Source organism: Nocardioides carbamazepini (genome assembly GCF_024614185.1).
Lineage (GTDB): Bacteria > Actinomycetota > Actinomycetes > Propionibacteriales > Nocardioidaceae > Nocardioides > Nocardioides carbamazepini.
In genome coordinates, this window is the sequence record NZ_JAHTLF010000015.1 from 1 (window position 1) to 20,948 (window position 20,948).

General features: G+C 71.1%; 17 protein-coding genes. 3 read left to right on the plus strand and 14 right to left on the minus strand.

Annotated features, from left to right (window positions below):
- Nucleotides 1-165: 165 nt before the first annotated feature.
- From KVF89_RS09865 to dop, 8 genes are all read right to left on the minus strand, one after another.
- Entirely contained in the window at nt 166-1,128 is a 963-nt protein-coding gene (locus KVF89_RS09865) for a helix-turn-helix transcriptional regulator (RefSeq protein WP_257425295.1), read from the minus strand.
- A complete protein-coding gene (locus KVF89_RS09870) occupies nt 1,109-2,194 on the minus strand; it encodes an FKBP-type peptidyl-prolyl cis-trans isomerase (protein ID WP_257425936.1) in 1,086 nt (361 codons plus the stop codon). The genes KVF89_RS09865 and KVF89_RS09870 overlap by 20 nt, the downstream gene beginning before the upstream one ends.
- 40 nt (nt 2,195-2,234) lie before the next feature.
- Complete coding sequence (pafA, locus tag KVF89_RS09875) at nt 2,235-3,596, minus strand: Pup--protein ligase (RefSeq protein WP_257425296.1); 1,362 nt, start codon at nt 3,594-3,596, stop codon at nt 2,235-2,237.
- Between the two features lie 91 nt (nt 3,597-3,687).
- Nucleotides 3,688-4,650: a putative endonuclease domain-containing protein gene (locus tag KVF89_RS09880; RefSeq protein ID WP_257425297.1), complete on the minus strand. Its 963-nt coding sequence runs from the start codon at nt 4,648-4,650 to the stop codon at nt 3,688-3,690.
- A gap of 182 nt (nt 4,651-4,832) precedes the next feature.
- The gene (gene prcA, locus KVF89_RS09885) at nt 4,833-5,645 is read right to left on the minus strand and encodes a proteasome subunit alpha (RefSeq protein ID WP_257425298.1); all 813 of its coding nucleotides are present in this window, start codon (nt 5,643-5,645) and stop codon (nt 4,833-4,835) included.
- The gene (gene prcB, locus KVF89_RS09890) at nt 5,642-6,505 is read right to left on the minus strand and encodes a proteasome subunit beta (RefSeq protein ID WP_257425299.1); all 864 of its coding nucleotides are present in this window, start codon (nt 6,503-6,505) and stop codon (nt 5,642-5,644) included. The genes prcA and prcB overlap by 4 nt, the downstream gene beginning before the upstream one ends.
- 6 nt (nt 6,506-6,511) lie before the next feature.
- Nucleotides 6,512-6,709, minus strand: a complete 198-nt coding sequence (locus KVF89_RS09895) for a ubiquitin-like protein Pup (RefSeq protein WP_257425300.1) — start codon at nt 6,707-6,709, stop codon at nt 6,512-6,514.
- 17 nt (nt 6,710-6,726) lie between these two features.
- The gene (gene dop, locus KVF89_RS09900) at nt 6,727-8,235 is read right to left on the minus strand and encodes a depupylase/deamidase Dop (RefSeq protein WP_273475604.1); all 1,509 of its coding nucleotides are present in this window, start codon (nt 8,233-8,235) and stop codon (nt 6,727-6,729) included.
- 65 nt (nt 8,236-8,300) lie between these two features.
- Here dop and KVF89_RS09905 point away from each other — a divergent pair, with 65 nt between their 5' ends.
- Nucleotides 8,301-9,068: a DUF1206 domain-containing protein gene (locus KVF89_RS09905; protein ID WP_257425301.1), complete on the plus strand. Its 768-nt coding sequence runs from the start codon at nt 8,301-8,303 to the stop codon at nt 9,066-9,068.
- 194 nt (nt 9,069-9,262) lie between these two features.
- Here KVF89_RS09905 and arc read toward each other — a convergent pair whose 3' ends face one another.
- From arc to KVF89_RS09920, 3 genes are all read right to left on the minus strand, one after another.
- Nucleotides 9,263-11,026, minus strand: coding sequence for a proteasome ATPase (arc, locus tag KVF89_RS09910; RefSeq protein WP_257425302.1), 1,764 nt, complete (start codon nt 11,024-11,026; stop codon nt 9,263-9,265).
- A 130-nt stretch (nt 11,027-11,156) separates the two neighbouring features.
- Nucleotides 11,157-12,110: a tRNA (adenine-N1)-methyltransferase gene (locus KVF89_RS09915; RefSeq protein ID WP_257425303.1), complete on the minus strand. Its 954-nt coding sequence runs from the start codon at nt 12,108-12,110 to the stop codon at nt 11,157-11,159.
- 96 nt (nt 12,111-12,206) lie between these two features.
- Nucleotides 12,207-13,337, minus strand: coding sequence for a site-2 protease family protein (locus tag KVF89_RS09920; RefSeq protein ID WP_257425304.1), 1,131 nt, complete (start codon nt 13,335-13,337; stop codon nt 12,207-12,209).
- Between the two features lie 50 nt (nt 13,338-13,387).
- On the opposite strand from KVF89_RS09920, the gene KVF89_RS09925 reads away from it, so the two are divergent.
- Nucleotides 13,388-14,296 (plus strand): RecB family exonuclease, encoded by a 909-nt coding sequence (locus KVF89_RS09925; protein ID WP_257425305.1) that lies wholly within the window; start codon nt 13,388-13,390, stop codon nt 14,294-14,296.
- Here KVF89_RS09925 and KVF89_RS09930 read toward each other — a convergent pair.
- Nucleotides 14,265-14,912: an HAD family hydrolase gene (locus tag KVF89_RS09930; protein WP_257425306.1), complete on the minus strand. Its 648-nt coding sequence runs from the start codon at nt 14,910-14,912 to the stop codon at nt 14,265-14,267. The two genes, KVF89_RS09925 and KVF89_RS09930, sit on opposite strands and share 32 nt — an antisense overlap.
- Nucleotides 14,913-14,921: 9 nt before the next feature.
- Nucleotides 14,922-16,376, minus strand: a complete 1,455-nt coding sequence (locus KVF89_RS09935; protein ID WP_257425307.1) for an aminotransferase-like domain-containing protein — start codon at nt 16,374-16,376, stop codon at nt 14,922-14,924.
- 86 nt (nt 16,377-16,462) lie between these two features.
- Here KVF89_RS09935 and KVF89_RS09940 point away from each other — a divergent pair, with 86 nt between their 5' ends.
- On the plus strand, nt 16,463-17,143 hold the full coding sequence (locus KVF89_RS09940; protein ID WP_257425308.1) for a LysE family translocator: 681 nt from the start codon (nt 16,463-16,465) through the stop codon (nt 17,141-17,143).
- 9 nt (nt 17,144-17,152) lie between these two features.
- On the opposite strand, the gene metH is transcribed toward KVF89_RS09940, so the two are convergent.
- Nucleotides 17,153-20,947 carry a methionine synthase gene (gene metH, locus KVF89_RS09945; RefSeq protein WP_257425309.1) on the minus strand — a complete coding sequence of 1,265 codons (3,795 nt, stop codon included), beginning with the start codon at nt 20,945-20,947 and terminating at the stop codon, nt 17,153-17,155.
- Between the last annotated feature and the right edge of the window lies 1 nt (nt 20,948).

A 20,948-nucleotide genomic window follows, 5' to 3' on the forward strand; every position in this document is an offset into this window, starting at 1 on the left:
CCCCCCCCCCCCCCCCCCCCCCCCCCCCCCCCCCCCCCCCCCCCCCCCCCCCCCCCCCCCCCCCCCCCCACCCCCCCACATCCCCTACACGCCGCTCTTCCGAGCTCCGCTGGTCCGTACGGCGTGTGGTGGGGGTTTGGCACCAAACCGCAACGCTCTGGCCGTTCACAAGACCGCCTCCCTCAATCGAGCGACGACCTGCTCGCGCACCGCCACCGGCTCCACGAGCACGACGTCGGGACCGTGCGAGAGCACCTCGTCGGCCAGTCCCTGGGTCGGGCGCACCAGGACGACACGGTCCCAGCCGGTGCGGCCGTCGGGCCCGTCCACCCCGACCGTCACCTGCTCGGCACTGCGCCGCAGGCCGTGCCCGGTCCCCTGGCGTACGAGAAGCACCGCGGTGGTGGCGGGGATCGGCGGCGCCATCCGGCGCGCGATCTCGCGTACGTCGGTCTCCGCGGGGACGTCGTACGCGCCGGGCGGACCGACGAGGCGGACCTCGCCCTGGACCCGGGACAGCCGGAAGACCCGCTCGGCCCGTCGGTCGGCGTCGTAGCCGACGAGATACCAGCGTCCGGAGTAGCGCACGACGCCCCACGGCTGGACCCGCCGGCGCATCGGCGCGTCGGCGTCGGGCCGCTGGTAGTCGAACTCGATCGCGTTGCGCTCGCAGACCGCGACCCAGCAGCGCTCGAAGGCCGGCTCCTCAGCGGTCAGCAGGGGTCGGGCGATCTCGAGCGCGCCCAGGTCGACGTCGATGCCGGACGCGGTCAGCTTGCGGACGGCGTCCGTCGTGGCCTGCGCCATGGTCGCGTGCTGCCAGACCCGGGACGCGATGCCGACGACCGCGGCCTCCTCGGGCGTCAGCTCCACGTCGGGGAGCGCGAAGGCCTCCGGGGGGATCCGATAGCCGACCTCGTCCTCGAAGAACGGGTCGATCGTCGCGACCTCGACGGGGACGCCGAGGCCCCGCAGCTCCTCCTTGTCGCGCTCGAACATCTTCTCGAAGGCGTCGAGGCGTGAGTCCGGGTAGAGCAGCTCGCGGATCCGCTCCTTGGCGATCGGTCGGCGCTGCACCAGGAGCATGATCAGCAGGTTGAGCAGACGCTCACTCTTCGGTGCTGGCATCCGTGCTCGGCTCGGGGGCGGACTCGGGGGTCGACTCGGGGGTCGGCTCGGGGGCGGGCTCCGGCTTCGGCTTCGTGTCGGCGGCGTCGAGGATGTCGACCACGAAGTAGAGCGTCGAGTCGGCGGGGATGTCCTCGCCCTGCCCCTCCTTGCCGTACCCGAGCTTCGGCGGGATCTGGATCATGACCCGGCTGCCGACCGGCAGGCCGACCAGGGCCTTCGACCACCCCTTGACGACGGAGGCGTCCTTGCCGCCGACGACGGCCTCGAGGGCACGGCCGTCGGCGTAGCTCGCGTCGAAGGGCTTCTCGCCGTCCGGGATCTGTCCGAGATAGCTGACCAGGATCGTCTGCCCCTTGACGACGGCCGGGCCGGTGCCCTCCGTCAACGTGGCCACCTCGAGCTTGCCGCTCGGCTTCGGCGCGCCCGCGAAGTCGAGGCTGGCCGGGAGCCCGGCCTCCTCGACGATCTTCGGCGCCCAGCCCGGAGCGGCCGCCTCGGTGCCCTCGGGGCCGGCCACGGCGACCAGGTCGGCGACGAACAGCAGACCGTCCTCGTTGCCGATGTCGAGCCCGGCGAGCAGCCCGGCAGCCTGGCTGCCGAGGTAGTCGCCGAAGGCGACGTCGCTGCCGACCGTGACCGCGATCCGGCTGCCGATCTTCTGGCCGGGCTTGATCTGGTCGGCGAAGGCGAGGGAGAGCAGGTCGGTGAGCGTCTGGGGCTCCTTCTCGGCGCCGACCTTGACGAGGGTGCTGAGCGACGTGGCGTCGTAGCTGTCGTAGTTGACCTTGTGGGTCCAGCCGTCGGCGAGGGTGAACTCGACCCGGACGACGTCGTCCTTCTTCAGCTCGGCGCCGTCACCCTCGGTGAGGACCTTGGCCGCGGGCTTGCCGGCGGTCATGACCGCCTTCCAGTCCAGCTTCGGGGCCTCACCCACCGAGCCGCTGATCGATACCGCGTCGAGGCCCTTGACCTCGTCGGAGTCGGAGCCGCCGCAGGCGGCCAGAGCCAGGCTCGCGGGCAGCAGGGTCGACAGGAGCAGCAGGGAGGGACGTCGCAGGCGCATCAGCACGCGCAAACCCTACCGACTGCCAGGTTGGGATGTGTCACATGCCGTCGATCAGGCGCTGGACCCGCTCGTCGTACGCCCGGAACGGGTCCTTGCAGAGCACGGTGCGCTGGGCCTGGTCGTTGAGCTTGAGGTGCACCCAGTCGACCGTGAAGTCGCGGCGCCGCTCCTGGGCCCGGCGGATGAACTCGCCGCGCAGCCGGGCGCGGGTGTTCTGCGGCGGCACCGACTTGGCCTCGAAGATCTTGAGGTCGTTGCTGACCCGGGCGACGGCGCCGCGCTTCTCCAGGAGGTAGTAGAGGCCGCGGCTGCGGTGGATGTCGTGGTAGGCGAGGTCGAGCTGCGCCACCCGCGGGTGGCTGAGCGGCAGGCCGTGCTTGGCGCGGTAGCGGTCGATCAGCTTCCACTTGATGACCCAGTCGATCTCCCGGTCGACCAGGCCGAGGTCGTCCGACTCGACCGCCTTGAGGGCCCGCTCCCACAGGTCGAGGGCGCGTTCGATGACCGGTGTGGAGATCCCGCGCCGGTCGACGAAGTCGCGCGCCTTGGAGAGGTACTCCCCCTGGATCTCCAGCGCGCTGGCCTCGCGCCCGTTGGCCAGGCGCACCTTGCGCTGGCCGGTGACGTCGTGGGAGATCTCGCGGATCGCGCGGATCGGGTTCTCCATCGTGAGGTCGCGCATCACCACGCCCTCCTCGATCATTCGGAGCACGAGATCGCAGCTCGCCACCTTGAGCATGGTGGTCGTCTCGCTCATGTTGGAGTCGCCGACGATTACGTGGAGCCGACGGTACTTCTCGGCGTCGGCATGCGGCTCGTCGCGCGTGTTGATGATCGGCCGGCTCCGTGTGGTCGCACTGCTCACGCCCTCCCAGATGTGCTCCGCCCGCTGGCTCACGGAGTAGCTCGTCCCGCGCGGCGTCTGCGTCACCTTCCCCGCCCCGACGATGATCTGCCGGGTCACGAGGAACGGGATGAGGACGTCGGCCAGCCTGCTGAACTCGCCGGCGCGGCTGACGAGATAGTTCTCGTGGCAGCCGTAGGAGTTGCCCGCCGAGTCGGTGTTGTTCTTGAACAGGTAGATCTCGCCGGCGATCCCCTCGTCGTGCAGGCGCTGCTCCGCGTCCAGCAGCAGGCCCTCGAGGACCCGCTCCCCCGCCTTGTCGTGCGTCACCAGCTCCGTGATGTCGTCACACTCGGGCGTCGCGTACTCCGGGTGGCTGCCGACGTCGAGATAGAGCCGGGCGCCGTTGCGCAGGAACACGTTGCTGCTGCGTCCCCAGCTGACCACCTTGCGGAACAGGTAGCGCGCCACCTCGTCGGGACTCAGCCTCCGCTGTCCCCGGAACGTGCACGTCACCCCGTACTCGTTCTCGATCCCGAAGATCCGACGGTCCATGTACGCACATTACTGCCGCGATGGGCATTGCGGCGGCGCATGTGCTGGGTGGTTGCGGTTTGGTCCCAAACCGCGACAGTCCGGACCAGCGTCATGCGGTTCTCGCCCAATCGACAGGGTTCGTGGATCGGTACCAGCGGTTCATCACCCGTGTCCGGCCCGTATCCGAATAGAGAGAATCGCCGACCAGCGCTCGCCAGGCACGAAGCCGAGCGGCCTTGTGCGGACGGTCGAGGAGCCGGTCGAACTCGTGCATGACGACGGCCGCATGGTTGAGGAGGTCGTCCAAGGTGTAGCCACGCCGGACGTACGAGGTGCTGGTGAGCGCGCGCTCGCGACGAAGGTCACGCCGGTGAACCGACTTGCCCCGGTGAACCGCGCCGTCGTACTCGTGGATGTTCCGTGTCCCGACAACAACCAGGTCAGCGCGACAGATGAAGTGTCCATCGTCGTCGTGGATGTCGACTTGTGGCTCGGTCGGCACTTCTAGGATCTGATGAAACTTGTGGAGAAGCGTCTCGCCAGCCGATTCGGCGCGCTCGTTGCGGCTTTGCCACACAGAGCGGAGCCGGCGTGTACCAGGACGCTTCGAGACCAGGACCTGCCGGACAGCGTCATCGGTGACGTGTCCGAGTCGCGCCGCGGAGTCGACCATGACCGCGAGGTCGAGATCTCCGAGGTCGCGCGCGGCGCGCAACAGGACCTCTGCCGGATCGTCCACCGGCAATCCGTGGACGACCAGAGTCTTCGAGTCATGGAGCAGCCGGGAGCAGATCAAGCCGGGGCGTCGAGGACGATTCGCTCCTCGCACCGCGGCGAAGTGCGGAACCTGCTCCGGCAGAGCCGGCAGTTGCCACCCGAGCAGCCGCGCGCCGGTCACGTGCGTGAAGACGGCGTCGGCGGGCAGCACGAGCCGCAGGGCACTCAGGTCGCGAAGGAAGTTGTCCCACGGCTTGAGATCCGCGGTCTCCGGTCGGTACAGGCCGTGGGCGACACGCTGGTGTCCGGCTACACGCACCTCGCCACGGATGGCGCCGTCCGGTCCGATCTGCATGGCGCCCAGGCTGGCCGGGCACGGGAGCAGGAGCAAGTGCCTCCCGACTACCTGTGGATGACCGGCCAGCCGCACCTCTCACCTGGCCTCATCGATTGGGCAGAGACCGCTTGTCGGAGGCACGAATTGATGCGGTTTGGGACCAAACCGCATCAACTTCAGCCTCGTAGGAGCTGCGCGTGCTACAGCGGCGGCGCCACCGGAGGCTCGTCGCCTCCCCCGGTCTCGGCCGCCCCGCCTGCCGGCGTCTCGGAGCTGTGCTGCTCGGGAGCCGTCTCGGCCGGGCCTCGGTCGCCGAGGAGCTCGGCGAGGCGAGCGGGAAGGATGCGGCGGAACTTGCGGGGCTGGGAGCGGGTGCGGTCGAGGACCGCGACCTCGAGATCCTCGACGGGGATGACCCGGTCCTGCACCTGGCCGCCGTCCGAGGTGTGGCCGAGCGCGGCGACCGCCACCTGCAGCGCTGCGTCGAGGGACGCGCCGTCGGTGTAGTGCTCGGTGAGGTACGACGACACGGTGTCGGCGTCGCCGCCCATGACCGCGAAGCCGTGTTCGTCGGCCACCCGGCCCTCGTACGTCAGCCGGTAGATCTGGTCGCCGGCGGCGGTCGCACCGACCTCGGCCACGAAGATCTCGACCTCGTAGGGCTTCTCGCCGCCCGAGGAGAAGATGGTGCCGAGGGTCTGGGCGTAGGCGTTGGCCAGGCCGCGGCCGGTGACGTCGCGCCGGTCGTAGGAGTAGCCGCGCATGTCGGCGAGCCGGACGCCGGCGATGCGGAGGTTCTCGAACTCGTTGTAGCGGCCGACGGCGGCGAACGCGAGCCGGTCGTAGAGCTCGGAGACCTTGTGGAGCGCCTGGGAGGGGTTCTCGGTGACGAGGAGTACGCCGTCGGCGTACTGGACCGCGGCGAGGGACCGGCCGCGGGCGATGCCCTTGCGCGCGAAGTCCGCCCGGTCCTTCATCAGCTGCTCGGGCGAGACGTAGAACGGGGTGCTCATGCCTGCGTCTCCTCTCCCCCGCCGGGCAGGGGTGCGAGCGGTCCGTCGGGTCGGGCCATCCGGGCCCCCACGACCTGGTCGGCGAGCGCGCCGATGGCGCCCTCGTCGAGCTGGACGGCGCCGTCGGCGGTCACGACCCACACGATCGGGAAGATCCGGCGGGTCAGGTCGGGGCCGCCGGTGGCCGAGTCGTCGTCGGCGGCGTCGTAGAGCGCCTGGAGGCACACCCGCACGGCGTCGTCGGACGAAAGGTCGTCGCGCCAGAGCTTCTTCAGGGCGCCGCGGGCGAACAGCGAGCCGGAGCCGACGGTGAAGAAGGAGGCCTCCTCGTGGCGGCCGCCGGTGACGTCGTAGCCGAAGATCCGTCCGGCGCCGCTGTCGAGGTCGTAGCCCGCGAACATGGGGACCACGGCCAGGCCCTGCATCGCCATGCCGAGGTTGGCGCGGATGAGCGCGGAGAGCCGGTTGGCCTTGCCGTCGAGGGAGAGGATCGAGCCCTCGATCTTCTCGTAGTGCTCGAGCTCGACCTGGAACAGACGCACCATCTCGACCGCGAGCCCGGCGGTGCCGGCGATACCGACCACGGAGTACTCGTCGGCAGGGAAGACCTTCTGGATGTCGCGCTGGGCGATCACGTTGCCCATCGTGGCGCGGCGGTCACCGGCCATGACCAGGCCGCCCGGGAAGGTCACGGCGACGATCGTGGTGCCGTGCGGGGCGAACTCCCCGGTGACGCCCGGGCTGCCGGCGGGCAGCGACCGGCGGGCAGGCAGCAGATCGGGGGCGTTCTCGGCGAGGAAGTCGCTGAACGAGGAGGTCCCGGGGCGCAGGAAGGCGCCCGGGATGCGTGCGTCGCTCATCGGGGGCTACTCGCCGCCCTTCTGGATGAACGACTTCACGAAGTCCTCGGCGTTGGTCTCGAGGACGTCGTCGATCTCGTCGAGGATCGCGTCGACGTCGTCGTCGAGGGCCTCCTTGCGCTCGGCGACGTCGGTCTCGGCGACGGCCTCGGTCGTCTCCTCCGCCTCGTCGGACTTGCGCGGCTGCTTCTGCTCCTGGGCCATGGCTCCAGCCTAGCCACCTAGCGGCTGAGCGCGCGGACGAGTTCGACAGCCGTCCCACACCGGTCGATGAGCTCGCCGACATGTGCCCTGCTGCCGCGCAGCGGGTCGATGGTGGGAACCCGCTGGAGCGACTCGCGCCCCGGCAGGTCGAAGATGACCGAGTCCCACGACGCCGCGGCGATGTCAGGGGCGTACTTCTCCAGGCAGCGGCCCCGGAAGTAGGCACGGGTCTCCTCGGGCGGGTTCGTCATCGCCCGGTCGACCTCCTCGTCGGTGAGCAGCCGCTGGATCCGCCCGGCGCCGACGAGGCGGTGGTAGAGGCCCTTCTCGGGTCGGATGTCTGAGTACTGGTAGTCGATCAGCTGCAGCTTCGCGTCGTCCCAGGCCAGGCCGTCGCGGGAGCGGTACTGCTCGATCAACTTGAGCTTGGCGACCCAGTCGAGCTGGTCGGCCAGCGACATCGGGTCGGACTCGAGACGGGCCAGGACGTCCTCCCAGCGGGCCAGCACGTCGACGGTCTGGGCGTCGGCATCCGCACCGTAGCGGTCCTCGACGTACTTCTTCGCCAGGTCGAGGTACTCCAGCTGCAGCTGGATGCCGGTCAGCTTGCGCCCGTCGGCCATCGTGACGCTCTGGCGCAGCGTCGGGTCGTGGGACACCGCCCGCAACGCGGCGACGGGGGTGTCCACGGCCAGGTCGCGCCCGATGAAGCGGTCCTCGATCATCGCGAGCACGAGCGAGGTGGTGCCGACCTTGAGGTACGTCGCGATCTCGGCCAGGTTGGCGTCGCCGATGATCACGTGCAGCCGGCGGTACTTCTCCGGGTCGGCGTGCGGCTCGTCGCGCGTGTTGATGATCGGCCGCTTGAGGGTGGTCTCCAGCCCGACCTCGACCTCGAAGAAGTCGGCACGCTGACTGATCTGGTAGCCGTGGTCGCGGCCGTCCTGGCCCTTGCCGACCCGCCCGGCGCCGCAGAAGACCTGTCGGCTGACGAAGAAGGGCGTCAGGTGCCGGACGATGTCGGCGAAGGGTGTCGAGCGGCGCATGAGGTAGTTCTCGTGCGCGCCGTAGGAGGCGCCCTTGTTGTCGGTGTTGTTCTTGTAGAGAACGATCGCCGGGTTGCCGGGCAGCTGCTGGGCTCGGCGCGCTGCGTCGAGCATGACCTGCTCCCCCGCCTTGTCCCAGCGGACGATGTCGAGCGGGGTGACCACCTCGGGTGTGGAGTACTCCGGATGGGCGTGGTCGACGTAGAGCCGGGCGCCGTTGGTCAAGATCACGTTGGCGAGGCCCAGGTCCTCGTCAGTGAGCTGGCTCGGGTCGGCGATCTGGCGCGACATGTCGAAGCCGCGGGCGTCGCGCAGCGGCGACTCCTCCTCGAAGTCCCAGCGTGCGCGGCGGGCCCGCACGGTGGCCGTGGCGTACGCGTTGACGACCTGCGACGACGCCACCATCGGGTTGGCGGTCGGCTGGCCCTGGACCGAGATGCCGTACTCGACCTCGGTGCCCATCACGCGGCGCACGCTCATGCGTCCAGCCTACGGGTAGGCCTCGGCGCCGGCATCGGTATGCCGCGAGCGGGTACCACCGGGCTATGTCCGACCACGCGGTGCTGGACCGCCTCGCGCGGGTCGGGATGGTCGCCTACGGGCTCGTGTACGTCGTCGTGGCGTGGCTCGCCGGCGCGCTCGCGTTCGGCGAGCGGCACGGCAGCCCGTCGGGCCAGGGCGCCTTCCAACAGCTTGCCCGCGAGCCGGCAGGGCGGGTCGCGCTCTGGCTCGTCGCAGCCGGCCTCGCCGGGCTGGCGCTCGAGCAGGCGGTCCGCGCGGTCAACGGCTCGTCGAGGGGGTGGTCCCGGGCCGGCGCGGCCGGACGGAGCGTCGTCCTGGGCTTCCTCGCCGTGCTGGCAGTCCGCTCGGCCCTGGGCGAGGGCAGCGGGGGCCGCCGCGCGCCGCGGGGTGTGACGGTCGCCCTGCTGGACCTGCCGGTCGGCCCTGCGATCGTCGTTGCGCTCGGCGTCGTCATCGTCGGTGTCGGCGGGGTCAGCGTCGTCAAGGGGCTCGGCGACCGCTGGCGCCAGGACCTCGATGCCGACGGGCGCACGGGGGCCGTCGGCGCGGTCATCGCCGCGCTCGCCCGGTCCGGCTACGTCAGCCGGGGCGTCGCCTTCGGCGTGATCGGCCTGCTGCTCGGGTGGGCGGGCGCCACCCATGACCCGGACAAGTCGGGTGGCCTCGACCAGGCGATCGTCCGGTTCCGCGACGAGCCGTGCGGGCGCTGGGTGATCCTGCTCGTGGCGGCCGGGCTCGGCTGCTACGGCGCGTACCACGTGGCCCGCGGTTGGTACCTGCGCGGAAGATGACGCGACGGGCCCCGCACCGGGAGGTGCGGGGCCCGTTCACACGGTAGGGGTCAGCGACCCTTGGCGACCTTCACCGCGGCGGTGACGCCGAGGGCGACGAGGGCGACGATGATGAGCTTCTTGACCACGGGGGGCTCCTGTCGGACGAGACGTTCGGGGACGTGCCCCACCCTAGCGAGGGGGCCAAGCAGGCGTCAGAGGTACTGACCCGTGTCGTTGACCGTGTCGATCGAGCGGCCGGGCTCGGTGCCCTGCTTGCCGGTGATGAGCGTGCGGATGAACACGATCCGCTCGCCCTTCTTGCCGGAGATCCGCGCCCAGTCGTCGGGGTTGGTCGTGTTGGGCAGGTCCTCGTTCTCCTTGAACTCGTCCACGCAGGCCTGGAGCAGGTGGGAGACCCGCAGGCCCTTCTGCTCGTGCTCGAGGAAGTCCTTGATCGCCATCTTCTTGGACCGGTCGACGATGTTCTGGATCATCGCGCCGGAGTTGAAGTCCTTGAAGTACAGGACCTCCTTGTCGCCGTTGGCGTAGGTCACCTCGAGGAAGCGGTTCTCCTCGGTCTCGGAGTACATCCGCTCCACCGCGGCCCGGATCATCCCGCTCACCGCGGCCTTGCGGTCGCCGCCGAACTCCGCGAGGTCGTCGGCGTGCAGCGGCAGCCCGGGCGTGAGGTACTTGCTGAAGATGTCGCGCGCCGACTCGGCGTCGGGCCGCTCGATCTTGATCTTCACGTCGAGCCGGCCCGGCCGCAGGATCGCCGGGTCGATCATGTCCTCGCGGTTGGAGGCGCCGATGACCAGCACGTTCTCCAGCAGCTCCACGCCGTCGATCTCGCTCAGGAGCTGCGGGACGATGGTGTTCTCGACGTCGGAGGACACGCCCGAGCCGCGGGTGCGGAACAGGGAGTCCATCTCGTCGAAGAACACGATGACCGGCGTACCGGTGCTCGCCTTCTCCCGGGCCCGCTGGAAGACGAGCCGGATGTGCCGCTCGGTCTCCCCGACGTACTTGTTGAGCAGCTCAGGGCCCTTGATGTTGAGGAAGTACGACTTCCCCTCCTGGCCGGTCTTGGCGGCGACCTTCTTGGCCAGCGAGTTGGCGACCGCCTTCGCGATGAGCGTCTTGCCGCAGCCCGGCGGGCCGTAGAGAAGGATCCCCTTCGGCGGCTTCAGCTCGTGCTCGGCGAACAGCTCCGGATAGAGGTAGGGCAGCTCGACGGCGTCCTGGATCATCTCGATCTGGTTGCCCAGTCCGCCGATGGTCTCGTAGGTGATGTCGGGAACCTCCTCGAGGACAAGCTCCTCGACCTCCGACTTCGGCACCCGCTCGTAGACGTAGCCAGCGCGCGAGTCGAGCAGCAGCGAGTCGCCGGCGCGCAGGGTCGTGCCGAGCAGCGGGTCGGCGAGCCGGACCACACGCTCCTCGTCGGCATTCGCGATGACCAGGACCCGCTCGCTGTCGGCGAGCAGCTCCTTGAACATGACAACCTCACCGACCGTCTCGTACTCGAGCGCGGCGACGACGTTGAGCGCCTCGTTGAGCATGACCTCCTGGCCGCGGCGCAGCGAGTCGAGCTCCACGGCGGGACTGACCGTCACGCGGAGCTTGCGGCCGCCGGTGAACACGTCGACCGTGTCGTCCTCGTTGCGCTGCAGGAAGGTCCCGAAGCCGGCCGGCGGCTGGGCCAGCCGGTCGACCTCCTCCTTGAGCTTGAGTATCTGGTCCCGGGCGTCACGCAGCGTCCCGGCCAGCCGCTCGTTCTGGGCGGTCACGGCGGCGAGCGACCGCTGGGCCTCGGCCAGCCGGGCCTCCAGGGACCGGGCGGCGCCGGTCGGGGTGTCGACCAGGCGGCGGCGCAGGTCGTGGACCTCCTCCTCGAGGTAACGCACCTGGTCCTCGAGCTCCTCACGACTCGGGGAACGGTGTCCGCCTGTCGTGCCTTCTCCCATGCTCGTCATGGCACACCTCCTGGCTCCGACCCTACTCGGGGCGGAGTTACAGGGAAGTGATTGATGCGGTTTGGTCCCAAACCGCATGTTTCGGCCCGGAAGTGTTGCGGTTTGGGACCAAACCGCAACATGAAACCGCTCAGTCGTCGGCGGGCGTGTCCGGGACGCCGGGCGGGCGGGGACCGGTGTAGTCGGGGCCGTAGGCCCCGGGCGCGGGGCGGCGCTTCTTGAGCGGCGCGCGCTGGCCGGGCGCCATCCGGCGGGCCGTGACGAGGAACGCGGTGTGACCGATCATCTTGTGGCCCGGCCGGACCGCGAGACCCTCGACGTGCCAGTCGCGGACGAGGGACTCCCACGGGGTCGGCTCGGTGAAGCCGCCGTGGACCCGCACGGCCTCGACGAACTTGGAGAGCTGGGTGGTGGTGGCGACGTACGCGCACACGATGCCGCCGGGCAGCAGCGCGTCGGCGGCCGCGTCGAGGCAGTCCCAGGGGGCGAGCATGTCGAGGATGATCCGGTCGCAGCGCTCCCCCGACGCGGGCAGCTCCTCGGCGAGGTCGCCGAGGGTGAGCGTCCAGGCGGGGTGATCGCCCCCGAAGAACTGGGTGACATTGCGCCGTGCGACGTCGGCGAACTCCTCGCGCCGCTCGTACGACGACACCCGGCCATGCGGCCCGACGGCACGCAGCAGCGAGCAGGTGAGGGCCCCGGAGCCGACGCCTGCCTCGACGACATGGGCGCCGGGGAAGATGTCGGCCATCGCCACGATCTGGGCCGAGTCCTTCGGGTAGACCACCGCCGCGCCGCGCGGCATGGAGACGACGAACTCCGAGAGCAGGGGGCGGAACACGAGGTACTCGCCGCCGGCCGACGAGGTCACCGTGAAGCCCTCCTCGCGCCCGATCAGCTCGTCGTGCTCGAGATGGCCCTTGTTGGAGAAGAAGCGCTTGCCCTCGATCAGCTCGAAGTTGTGCTTGCGGCCCTTGCCGTCGACCAGCCGGACCCACTCACCGGCCCGGAGCGGGCCGCGGTGGACACCCGACCAGGCATCGGGGGAAACGTCGCCGGGGTAGCTGAGGGGCGCATCGGTCACCGGCGCAATCTATCGGCACCGGCCGGCCTTCCTGAATCGGCCCGGAACCGGCCCGGAACCGGCCCGGAACCGGCCCGGAACCGGATCAGGATCGGCTCAGCGTCGTACGGCCCGGATCAGGTCGGACGCGGCGAGTACGCCGTAGACGCGGCCATCGTCGTCGAGCAGGACGTACTCCGAGGCCGGCGTGGTCCGGACCGTGTCGAGGAGCGCGGTGCCGGTGATCCGCATCGGCAGGGTCAGGCCGGGCTCGAGGGTGCGGGCCACGGTCGACACCGCGACCCAGGGCGCCCGCTCGCCGGGTACGGCGCGGGCGGCGGTCTCGTCGACCACGCCGACCGGGCGGCCGTCGGTGGTCGTCGTGACGATGCTCCCGGCACCTGCCTCCAGCGCCCGGCGCATGGCCTCCGCCAGCGGCACGTCGTCGGGCACGGACAGCGCCCGCCGGGCCAGGTCGCCGGCGACGATCCCGTCGAACTGGCGGGTGACGCCGGACACCGCCAGCGCCTGGCTGGCCCCCGTCCACAGGAACACGGCGACGACGAGCAGCACCAGGGGGTTGATCAGGGCGCCGTCGCGTGACCACCACAGCGCCCCCACGGCGACGAGCACGGCGACACCGCGGCCGGTCCAGGCGGCGACTGCCGTGCCGGTGTGGACCCGGCCGGTGAGGGCCCAGACGCCGGCCTTGAGCACGCGGCCGCCGTCGAGCGGGAGGCCGGGCACCAGGTTGAGGACCCCGATCATCAGGTTGGCGCCGGCCAGGCCCTCGATGACGAGGAGCAGCAGTCCGCTCGGGGTGACGAACCAGAGGGCCAGGGCCGCGACACCGACGGCGATCGACGTGAGCGGACCGACCACGGCGATCCAGAACTCCTGCCGCGGCCGGCGGGCCTCGCCCTCGATCGCGGTCGCGCCGCCGAGGAAGTGGAGGGTGATGGAGTGCACCGTGAACCCGAACCGCCGGGCCACGATGGCGTGCGAGGCCTCGTGGAGCAGCACCGCGAGGTAGAGCGCGATCGCGAAGGCGACGCCGACGACGTACTTCCAGCCGCCGAGGCCGGGCTGCACCTGGTCGACGCGGGGGCCCATGATGAGCGCGATCAGGCCGGCGATGAGGAACCAGGAGCTGGACACCAGCACGTCGCTGCCCGCGATCCGCCCGATCCGGAACATGCCCCGGGGCAGGGGGGCAGGCTCGGGCGCGGGGCGTTGGTGGCCGGACACGTACCGAGGCTATCCGGTGGTTGTCGGAGGCCTCGCCTACTGTCGCTCCCATGACGACCGCATCCGCCGCAGCCGGCATCGAGCCGGCCGACCCGTCCGAGCGTGGTGGCACCCGCGTCGACGGGGTCGACGTGCTGGGTGCGCTGTCGCCGTCCCGGGTCGGTGACTTCATGAACTGCCCCCTGCTCTACCGCTTCCGCAGCATCGACCGGCTGCCCGAGCCGCCCTCCCCCGCGGCTGTGCGGGGCACCGTGGTCCACCGCGTGCTGGAGCAGCTCTTCGACCTGCCGGCGGCGGAGCGCACTCCCGAGCGGGCCGACCTCCTGCTGGCGCCTGCGTGGGAGGAGCTCCAGGAGATCGAGCCGGCCGTGGCCTCGATGTTCCCGGTCGACGGAGCCGAGATCGCCGAATGGCTGGCGTCGTGCCACGCGACGCTCGCGAAGTACTTCGACCTCGAGGACCCGACCCGGCTCGAGCCCGCCGAGCGCGAGCTGTACGTCGAGACGCTGACCGACGCGAAGCTGTTGCTCCGCGGGGTGATCGACCGCGTCGACGTCGCGCCCGACGGTGCCATCCGCGTGGTGGACTACAAGACGGGACCGTCGCCCAACGAGATGTGGGAGGGCAAGGCTCTCTTCCAGCTGAAGTTCTACGCGCTGGTGCTGTGGCGGATGCGCGGCGTGGTGCCGCGGATGCTGCAGCTGGTCTACCTCGGCAACAGCGAGGTGCTGCGCTACGAGCCCGACGAGCAGGACCTGCTGGCCACCGAGCGCAAGGTGCTGGCGGTCTGGGACGCCATCCGGGCGGCCACGGAGCGCAAGGAGTTCGAGGCGCGCAAGGGCGCCGGCTGCCGCTGGTGCGCCCACCAGGCGATCTGTCCCGCCTACGGCGGCACGCCGCCGCCCTACCCGGAGCCCCGGGACCGGGTCAGCGCAGCGAGCCCAGCTCCGCCGGAGTGATCCCCTCGAGGGTCTCCCGGAACACCCGGGCGGGCCCCGGTGGCACGGGCACGTGGTTCGGTACGACAAGCACCCGGCATCCGGCGGCCTCGGCCGAGGTCGCGCCGGTCGGCGAGTCCTCGACCGCGACGCAGTCGGCCGGGTCGACCCCGAGCGCGGCCGCGGCGGTGAGATAGGCCTCGGGGTGCGGCTTGCCCTGGTCGACCATGTCGCCGGTGACGATCACCCGGAAGGTCTCCGGCGGCAGGTGCTCGAGGATCGGTGCGACGAAGCGCTGGTACGACATCGTGACCAGCGCGCACGGCACACCGGCGTCGTGCAGGGCGAGCAGCAGCTCCCGGGCACCCGGGCACCACGGCACCGCGTGGCGGACCTGGGCCACCACGCCGTCGAGCAGCAGCTCGACGACCTCCTCGGCGGACTGGGCGAGGCCGAGCTTGGCCTTGATGTACTCCCCCGACACGAGCAGGTCGTTGCCGACCAGCTGCATCGCGTCGGCGTGGGTCCACGTCCCGCCGTACTCCCGCGCGATGGCCTCCTCGGTGGCCATCCAGTAGGGCTCGGTGTCGACGAGGGTTCCGTCCATGTCCCACAGGACGGCGGCGGGCAGGGTCACGTCACCAGCCTAGGAGGCGGAGCGCCCCGTCATCTCATCCGCGGCGGCCGCCAGCCGCCGCACGGCCTCGGTCATCAGCGCCGGCTCGAAGGTGAAGGGCAGCCGGAGGTGGTCGTCCCAGGCTCCGGACGGGTCCGTCTCGCGGCCCGGGGTCACCTCGACGCCGTGGCGCAGCGCGACCCGGGCGAACACCGCGGCGTCGTAGCCGGGCAGACGGATCCACAGGGCGGTGCCGCCGTCGGGCGTGCGCCACTGCCAGTCGGGCAGCCGCGCGTGCAGCAGCGTCGTGGCGTGCTGCAGGCGCCCGAGGGCGACCGCGGTCCGGTCCTCGGTGAGGGTCGGGAGGATGGGCAGCAGGCGCGTGACGACGGCCTGGTCGAGCAGTGGGGTGCCCATGTCGGCGTTGGCCTTCAGGTAGCCGAGCCGCTCGATGTCGCTCCGGCCCGCGCGCACCCAGCCGACCCGCAGCCCCGCCCACAGCGCCTTGGACAGCGATCCGACGGTGAAGACCCGTCCGGCCTCCGGTGCGTACGCGGCGATCGGCGGCGGGAGCGGACCGGCGACGGCCAGCGCCGTCGAGTAGCCGTGGTCCTCGACGACGGGGACGCCGTGCTCGGCCGCGACCCGGGCGACGTCACGGCGGCGCCGGTCCGACATCAGCAGCCCGGTGGGGTTGTGGAAGGTGGGCATCACGAACAGCGCCGACACCTGCTCCGCGGCCAGGACGGCACGCAGCCGGTCGATCCTCGGTCCTTCCCCGTCGAGCTCGACGCCGACCATCCGGGCGCCGACCGCGCTGAAGGTGTCGAAGCAGCCCGGCCAGCTCGGTGACTCGACCGCGACCGTCGCGCCACGCTCGAGCAGCAGCTGGGACACGAGGGTGAGGGCCTGCTGGGTCCCGGTCGTGACCAGGACCTCGCCCGGGGTGGTGGGCAGCCCCTGGCGGGTGTGGTGGTCCGCGAGAGCCTCGCGCAGCGCCGGCAGGCCGCGGGGCGTGTAGCCGATCTCGTCGAGCAACGTCGGCAGGTCCTGCTCGACCACGTCGGCGACCGCCGAGGCGATGCGGGGGTCACCGGGCTCGATCGCGTACCTCATCGAGATCAGGTCGTCCGCCGTCTCGTCGAGCCGCCGCACCGCCTCCGCGGAGAGACCGCGGCGCAGCCGCCTGGTCACGGCGGCCGGCCCGCGCTCGGCCGGCGTGGCCACCCGGCTGCCGCTCCCCTGCCGGCTCTCGACCAGGGCGCGGCCCCGCAGCTCGTCGTACGCCGCCACCACGGTCGCCCGGCTCAGGTGCAGCGACCGGGCCAGCTCCCGCTCGGACGGGAGCCGGTCGCCGGCCACGAGGTCACCGGCGCTGATCGCGTCGCCCAGCGCCGCGGCGAGCTGCCGGTAGAGGGCGCCGGCGGTGGACATCCAGTCGCCGAGCACGCGGGCCAGCTCGTCGGGGCCGCGAAAACGATCCACTTACGCCTCCAATGGCCCGGGTCCTCCCGGGCGGTCGGCGACCACGCTAGGGGACGCCCCCGCACCCACCTGGAACGGACCGTCCCATGAGCCTCGCCCTCGAGCCCGCGCAGCTGGCCGCCTTCGCCGGCGCCTCCGTGGTCCTGGTCGGCATGCCCGGCCCGAACACCATCTACATCACCACCCGGAGCGTGGCGCACGGGGTGCGGGCCGGCGTGGTGTCCGTGCTGGGCGTCGAGACCGGGACCGCGGTCTATGCCGCCGCCACCGCGCTCGGCCTCTCGGCGCTGATCGCCGCGAACCCGACCGCCTTCGCCGTCGTCCGGTACCTCGGCGCGGCGTACCTGGTCCAGCTCGCGGTCCGGGAGCTCGCCCGGAGGCGGCAGGACCCGGGCGGCCCCGCCACCCCGACGCCGCCCGCGCTGGGACGGGTGTACGCCGACGGCCTGCTCATGAACCTGCTCAACCCGAAGGTCGCGCTGTTCTTCCTGGCCTTCCTGCCCCAGTTCCTGACGCCGGGCGCGACGGGTGCCGCGGCCCAGGCGGAGGTCCTCGCCCTCGGCGTCGTCACCGTGCTCGTCGCGCTGGTCGTGGACCTGGCGTACGCCGTGTGCGCCGGGCTCCTCGCGCAGCGGCTGCGCCGCCGATACCGTCCGGACGCCGCGGGTCGGAGCACACCGCGGCACCCCGGCCTGCGCCGGCTGCCGGTCGCCGGGGTGTACCTGGCGATCGCGGCGGCGGCTGTCACGCACGGCGCCGCGGCGTGACCCGAGTGCTCAGTCGTCCGGGTCGTAGCCGAGGTTCGGGGACAGCCACTTCTCGGTCTCGACCACGCTCCAGCCCTTGCGGGACGCGTAGTCCTCGATCTGGTCGCGACCCAGCCGCCCGACGACGAAGTACTGCGCCTCGGGATGGCTGTAGTAGAGGCCGGACACCGACGCGCCGGGCCACATCGCCATCGACTCGGTGAGCTCCATGCCGGTGCTCGCCTCGACGTCGAGCAGCTCCCAGATGGTGCGCTTCTCGGTGTGGTCCGGGCAGGCAGGGTAGCCGGGCGCGGGCCGGATGCCGGTGTACTTCTCGGCGATCAGGTCCTCGTTGGTCAGCTGCTCCTCCGGCACGTGCGCCCAGAACTCGGTGCGCACCCGCTGGTGCAACCGCTCCGCGAACGCCTCCGCGAGCCGGTCGGCCAGGGCCTCGAGCAGGATGGCGGAGTAGTCGTCGAGCTCCTCCTTGAACGCCATGATCCGCTCCGTGGTGCCGATGCCGGCCGTGACGGCGAAGGCGCCGACCCAGTCGCCGCCGCCGGCCAGGTCGCTGCCGATCGGGGCGACGTAGTCGGCGAGCGAGCGGTTGGGCACTCCCGCGCGGTGCTGGCCCTGCTGACGCAGCTGGTGCAGCGTCGTGCGTACGGCGCCGCGCGACTCGTCGGCGTAGACGACGACGTCCTCGCCGGTGCTCGCGGCCGGGAACAGGCCGTAGACGCCGTTGGCGGTCAGCCACTTCTCCGCGACCAGCGTGTCGAGCATGACCTGCGCGTCGTCGTACAGCTTGCGGGCGGCCTCGCCATGGGTCGGGCTGTTGAGGATGTCGGGGAACTTGCCCTTCATCTCCCAGGCGTTGAAGAACGGCTGCCAGTCGATGTAGTCGCGCAGCTCCGCGAGGTCGTAGTCGGCCAGGACGTGGACGCCGTGGGCCCGCGGCTGCGGCGGCGCATAGCCGTCCCAGTCGATCGGTGACTTGTTGTCCTGTGCGTCCGCGAAGGACAGCAGCGGGCGCTCGGACTTCTGCGAGTGGCGGGCGCGCAGCGAGTCGTAGTCGGCCTTCGTCGTCTCCAGCAACGCCGGGCGCTGCCGGTCGTCGAGCAGGGCCGCCGCGGTCGGCACCGACCGGGAGGCGTCCTTGACCCAGACGACCGGGCCGTCGTACTTGCGGTCGATCTTGACCGCCGTGTGCGCCCGCGACGTCGTAGCACCGCCGATGAGCAGCGGGATCTGGAGCCCGAGACGCTGCATCTCGCCGGCGAAGCCCACCATCTCGTCGAGGCTCGGCGTGATCAGGCCGGACAGCCCGATGATGTCGGCGCCGACCTCCTTGGCGGTGTCGAGGATCTTCTGGGCCGGCACCATCACCCCGAGGTCGATCACCTCGTAGTTGTTGCAGGACAACACGACGCCGACGATGTTCTTGCCGATGTCGTGGACGTCGCCCTTGACGGTGGCGAGCACGATGGTGCCGTTGGTGTCCCTTGATGACACAGCGGTGGCGAGCTCGGGGTTGGCCTCAATCAAATCAGCCTTCTCCTGCTCGATGAACGGGATGAGGTAGGCGACGGCCTTCTTCATCACCCGCGCCGACTTCACGACCTGCGGCAGGAACATCTTCCCGGCGCCGAACAGGTCGCCGACGACGTTCATGCCGTCCATCAGCGGGCCCTCGATCACCTCGATCGGGCGACCCCCGCGAGCCGCGATCTCCTGCCGCAGCTCCTCGGTGTCGTCCTCGACGAACCCGTCGAGGCCCTTGACCAGCGCGTGGGTGATCCGCTCACCCACCGGCAGCGAGCGCCACTCCTCGGCGGTCGCCTCGACGACCTCACCGCTGCCGCGGTGCCGCTCGGCCAGCTCCAGCAGACGCTCGGTGGCGGCCAGCGTGTCGTCGGTGCGGTTGAGGACCACGTCCTCGATGGCGTCGCGCAGCTCGGGGTCGATCGTGTCGTAGGGCACCAGGGCGCCCGCGTTGACGATGCCCATGTCGAGGCCCGCCTCGATCGCGTGGAACAGGAACACCGCGTGGATCGCCTCGCGCACGGCGTTGTTGCCGCGGAAGCTGAAGGAGACGTTCGAGATGCCGCCCGACACCTTCGCGCCGGGCAGGTTCTGCTTGATCCAGCGGGTCGCCTCGATGAAGTCGACGCCGTAGGTCGCGTGCTCCTCGATGCCTGTCGCCACCGCGAACACGTTGGGGTCGAAGATGATGTCCTCGGCGGGGAAGCCGACCTGGTCGACCAGGATCCGGTAGGCGCGCTCGCAGATCGCCTTGCGGCGCTCGAGGTTGTCGGCCTGGCCGTCCTCGTCGAAGGCCATCACGACCGCGGCCGCGCCGTACTTCTTGCACAGCCGGGCCTGCTCGACGAACTTCTCCTCGCCCTCCTTCATGGAGATCGAGTTGACGATCGGCTTGCCCTGCACGCAGCGCAGCCCGGCCTCGATGACCTCCCACTTGGAGGAGTCGATCATGAGCGGCACCCGGCTGATGTCGGGCTCGCTCGCGATCAGCTTGACGAAGCGGTCCATCGCGGCGACGCCGTCGATCATGCCCTCGTCCATGTTGACGTCGATGACCTGGGCGCCGGCCTCGACCTGCTGCGCGGCGACCGACAGGGCGGTGTCGTAGTCACCGTCCTTGATCAGGTTGCGGAACCGGGCCGAGCCGGTGATGTTGGTGCGCTCGCCGACGTTGACGAACAGGCTGGCGTCGGTGATGGTGAACGGCTCGAGACCGGACAGCCGCATCGCGGGCTCGATCCCGACCGGCACTCGGACCGCTCGGCCCTCCATCACGCGGGCGATCTCGGCGATGTGGTCGGGCGTCGTGCCGCAGCAGCCGCCCACGATGTTGAGGAATCCGGCCTCGGCGAACTCGACCAGGACGCCGGCCGTGTCGGCCGGCGCCTCGTCGTACTCACCGAAGGCGTTGGGCAGCCCCGCGTTGGGGTAGACCGAGACGAACGAGTCGGCGAGGCGGGACAGCTCGGCGACGTAGGGCCGCATCTCGGCGGCGCCGAGCGCGCAGTTGAGGCCGACGGCGAGCGGCTGGGCGTGGCGCACCGAGTCCCAGAACGCCTCGGTGACCTGGCCGGAGAGCGTGCGCCCGGAGGCGTCGGTGATCGTGCCGGAGATCACGACCGGCCAGCGGCGGCCGGTCTCCTCGAACAGCGTCTCGACGGCGAAGATCGCCGCCTTGGCGTTGAGGGTGTCGAAGATGGTCTCGATGAAGAGCAGGTCGGAGCCGCCGTCGACGAGGCCGCGGGCGGCGACCAGGTAGGCCTCGACGAGCTGCTCGTACGACACGTTGCGCGCGCTGGGGTCGTTGACGTCGGGGCTGATCGAGGCGGTCCGGGTGGTCGGCCCGAGCGCGCCCGCGACGTACCGCTTGCGGCCGGACGCGGACGCGACCTCGTCGGCCACGCGCCGGGCGAGCCGGGTGGCCTCGAGGTTGAGCTCGTAGGAGAGCTCGGCCATGCCGTAGTCGCTGAGCGAGATCGCGTTGCAGTTGAACGTGTTGGTCTCGATGATGTCGGCGCCCGCGTCGAGGTACTCGCGGTGGATCCCGGCGATGATGTCGGGCTGGGTGACCGAGAGCAGATCGTTGTTGCCGATCAGGTCGCTGGGCCACTCCTCGCGGTTCGCGAAGCGCTCGCCCCGGTAGCCGGCCTCGTCAGGGCGGTCGCGCTGGATGGCGGTGCCCATCGCGCCGTCGAGGACGACGATCCGCTCGCGCAGCAGCTGCGTGAGCTCGTCGGTCGCATCGGGCTGCCACGCGGCGTCGTGCGGGCTGTCCTGAGCCATG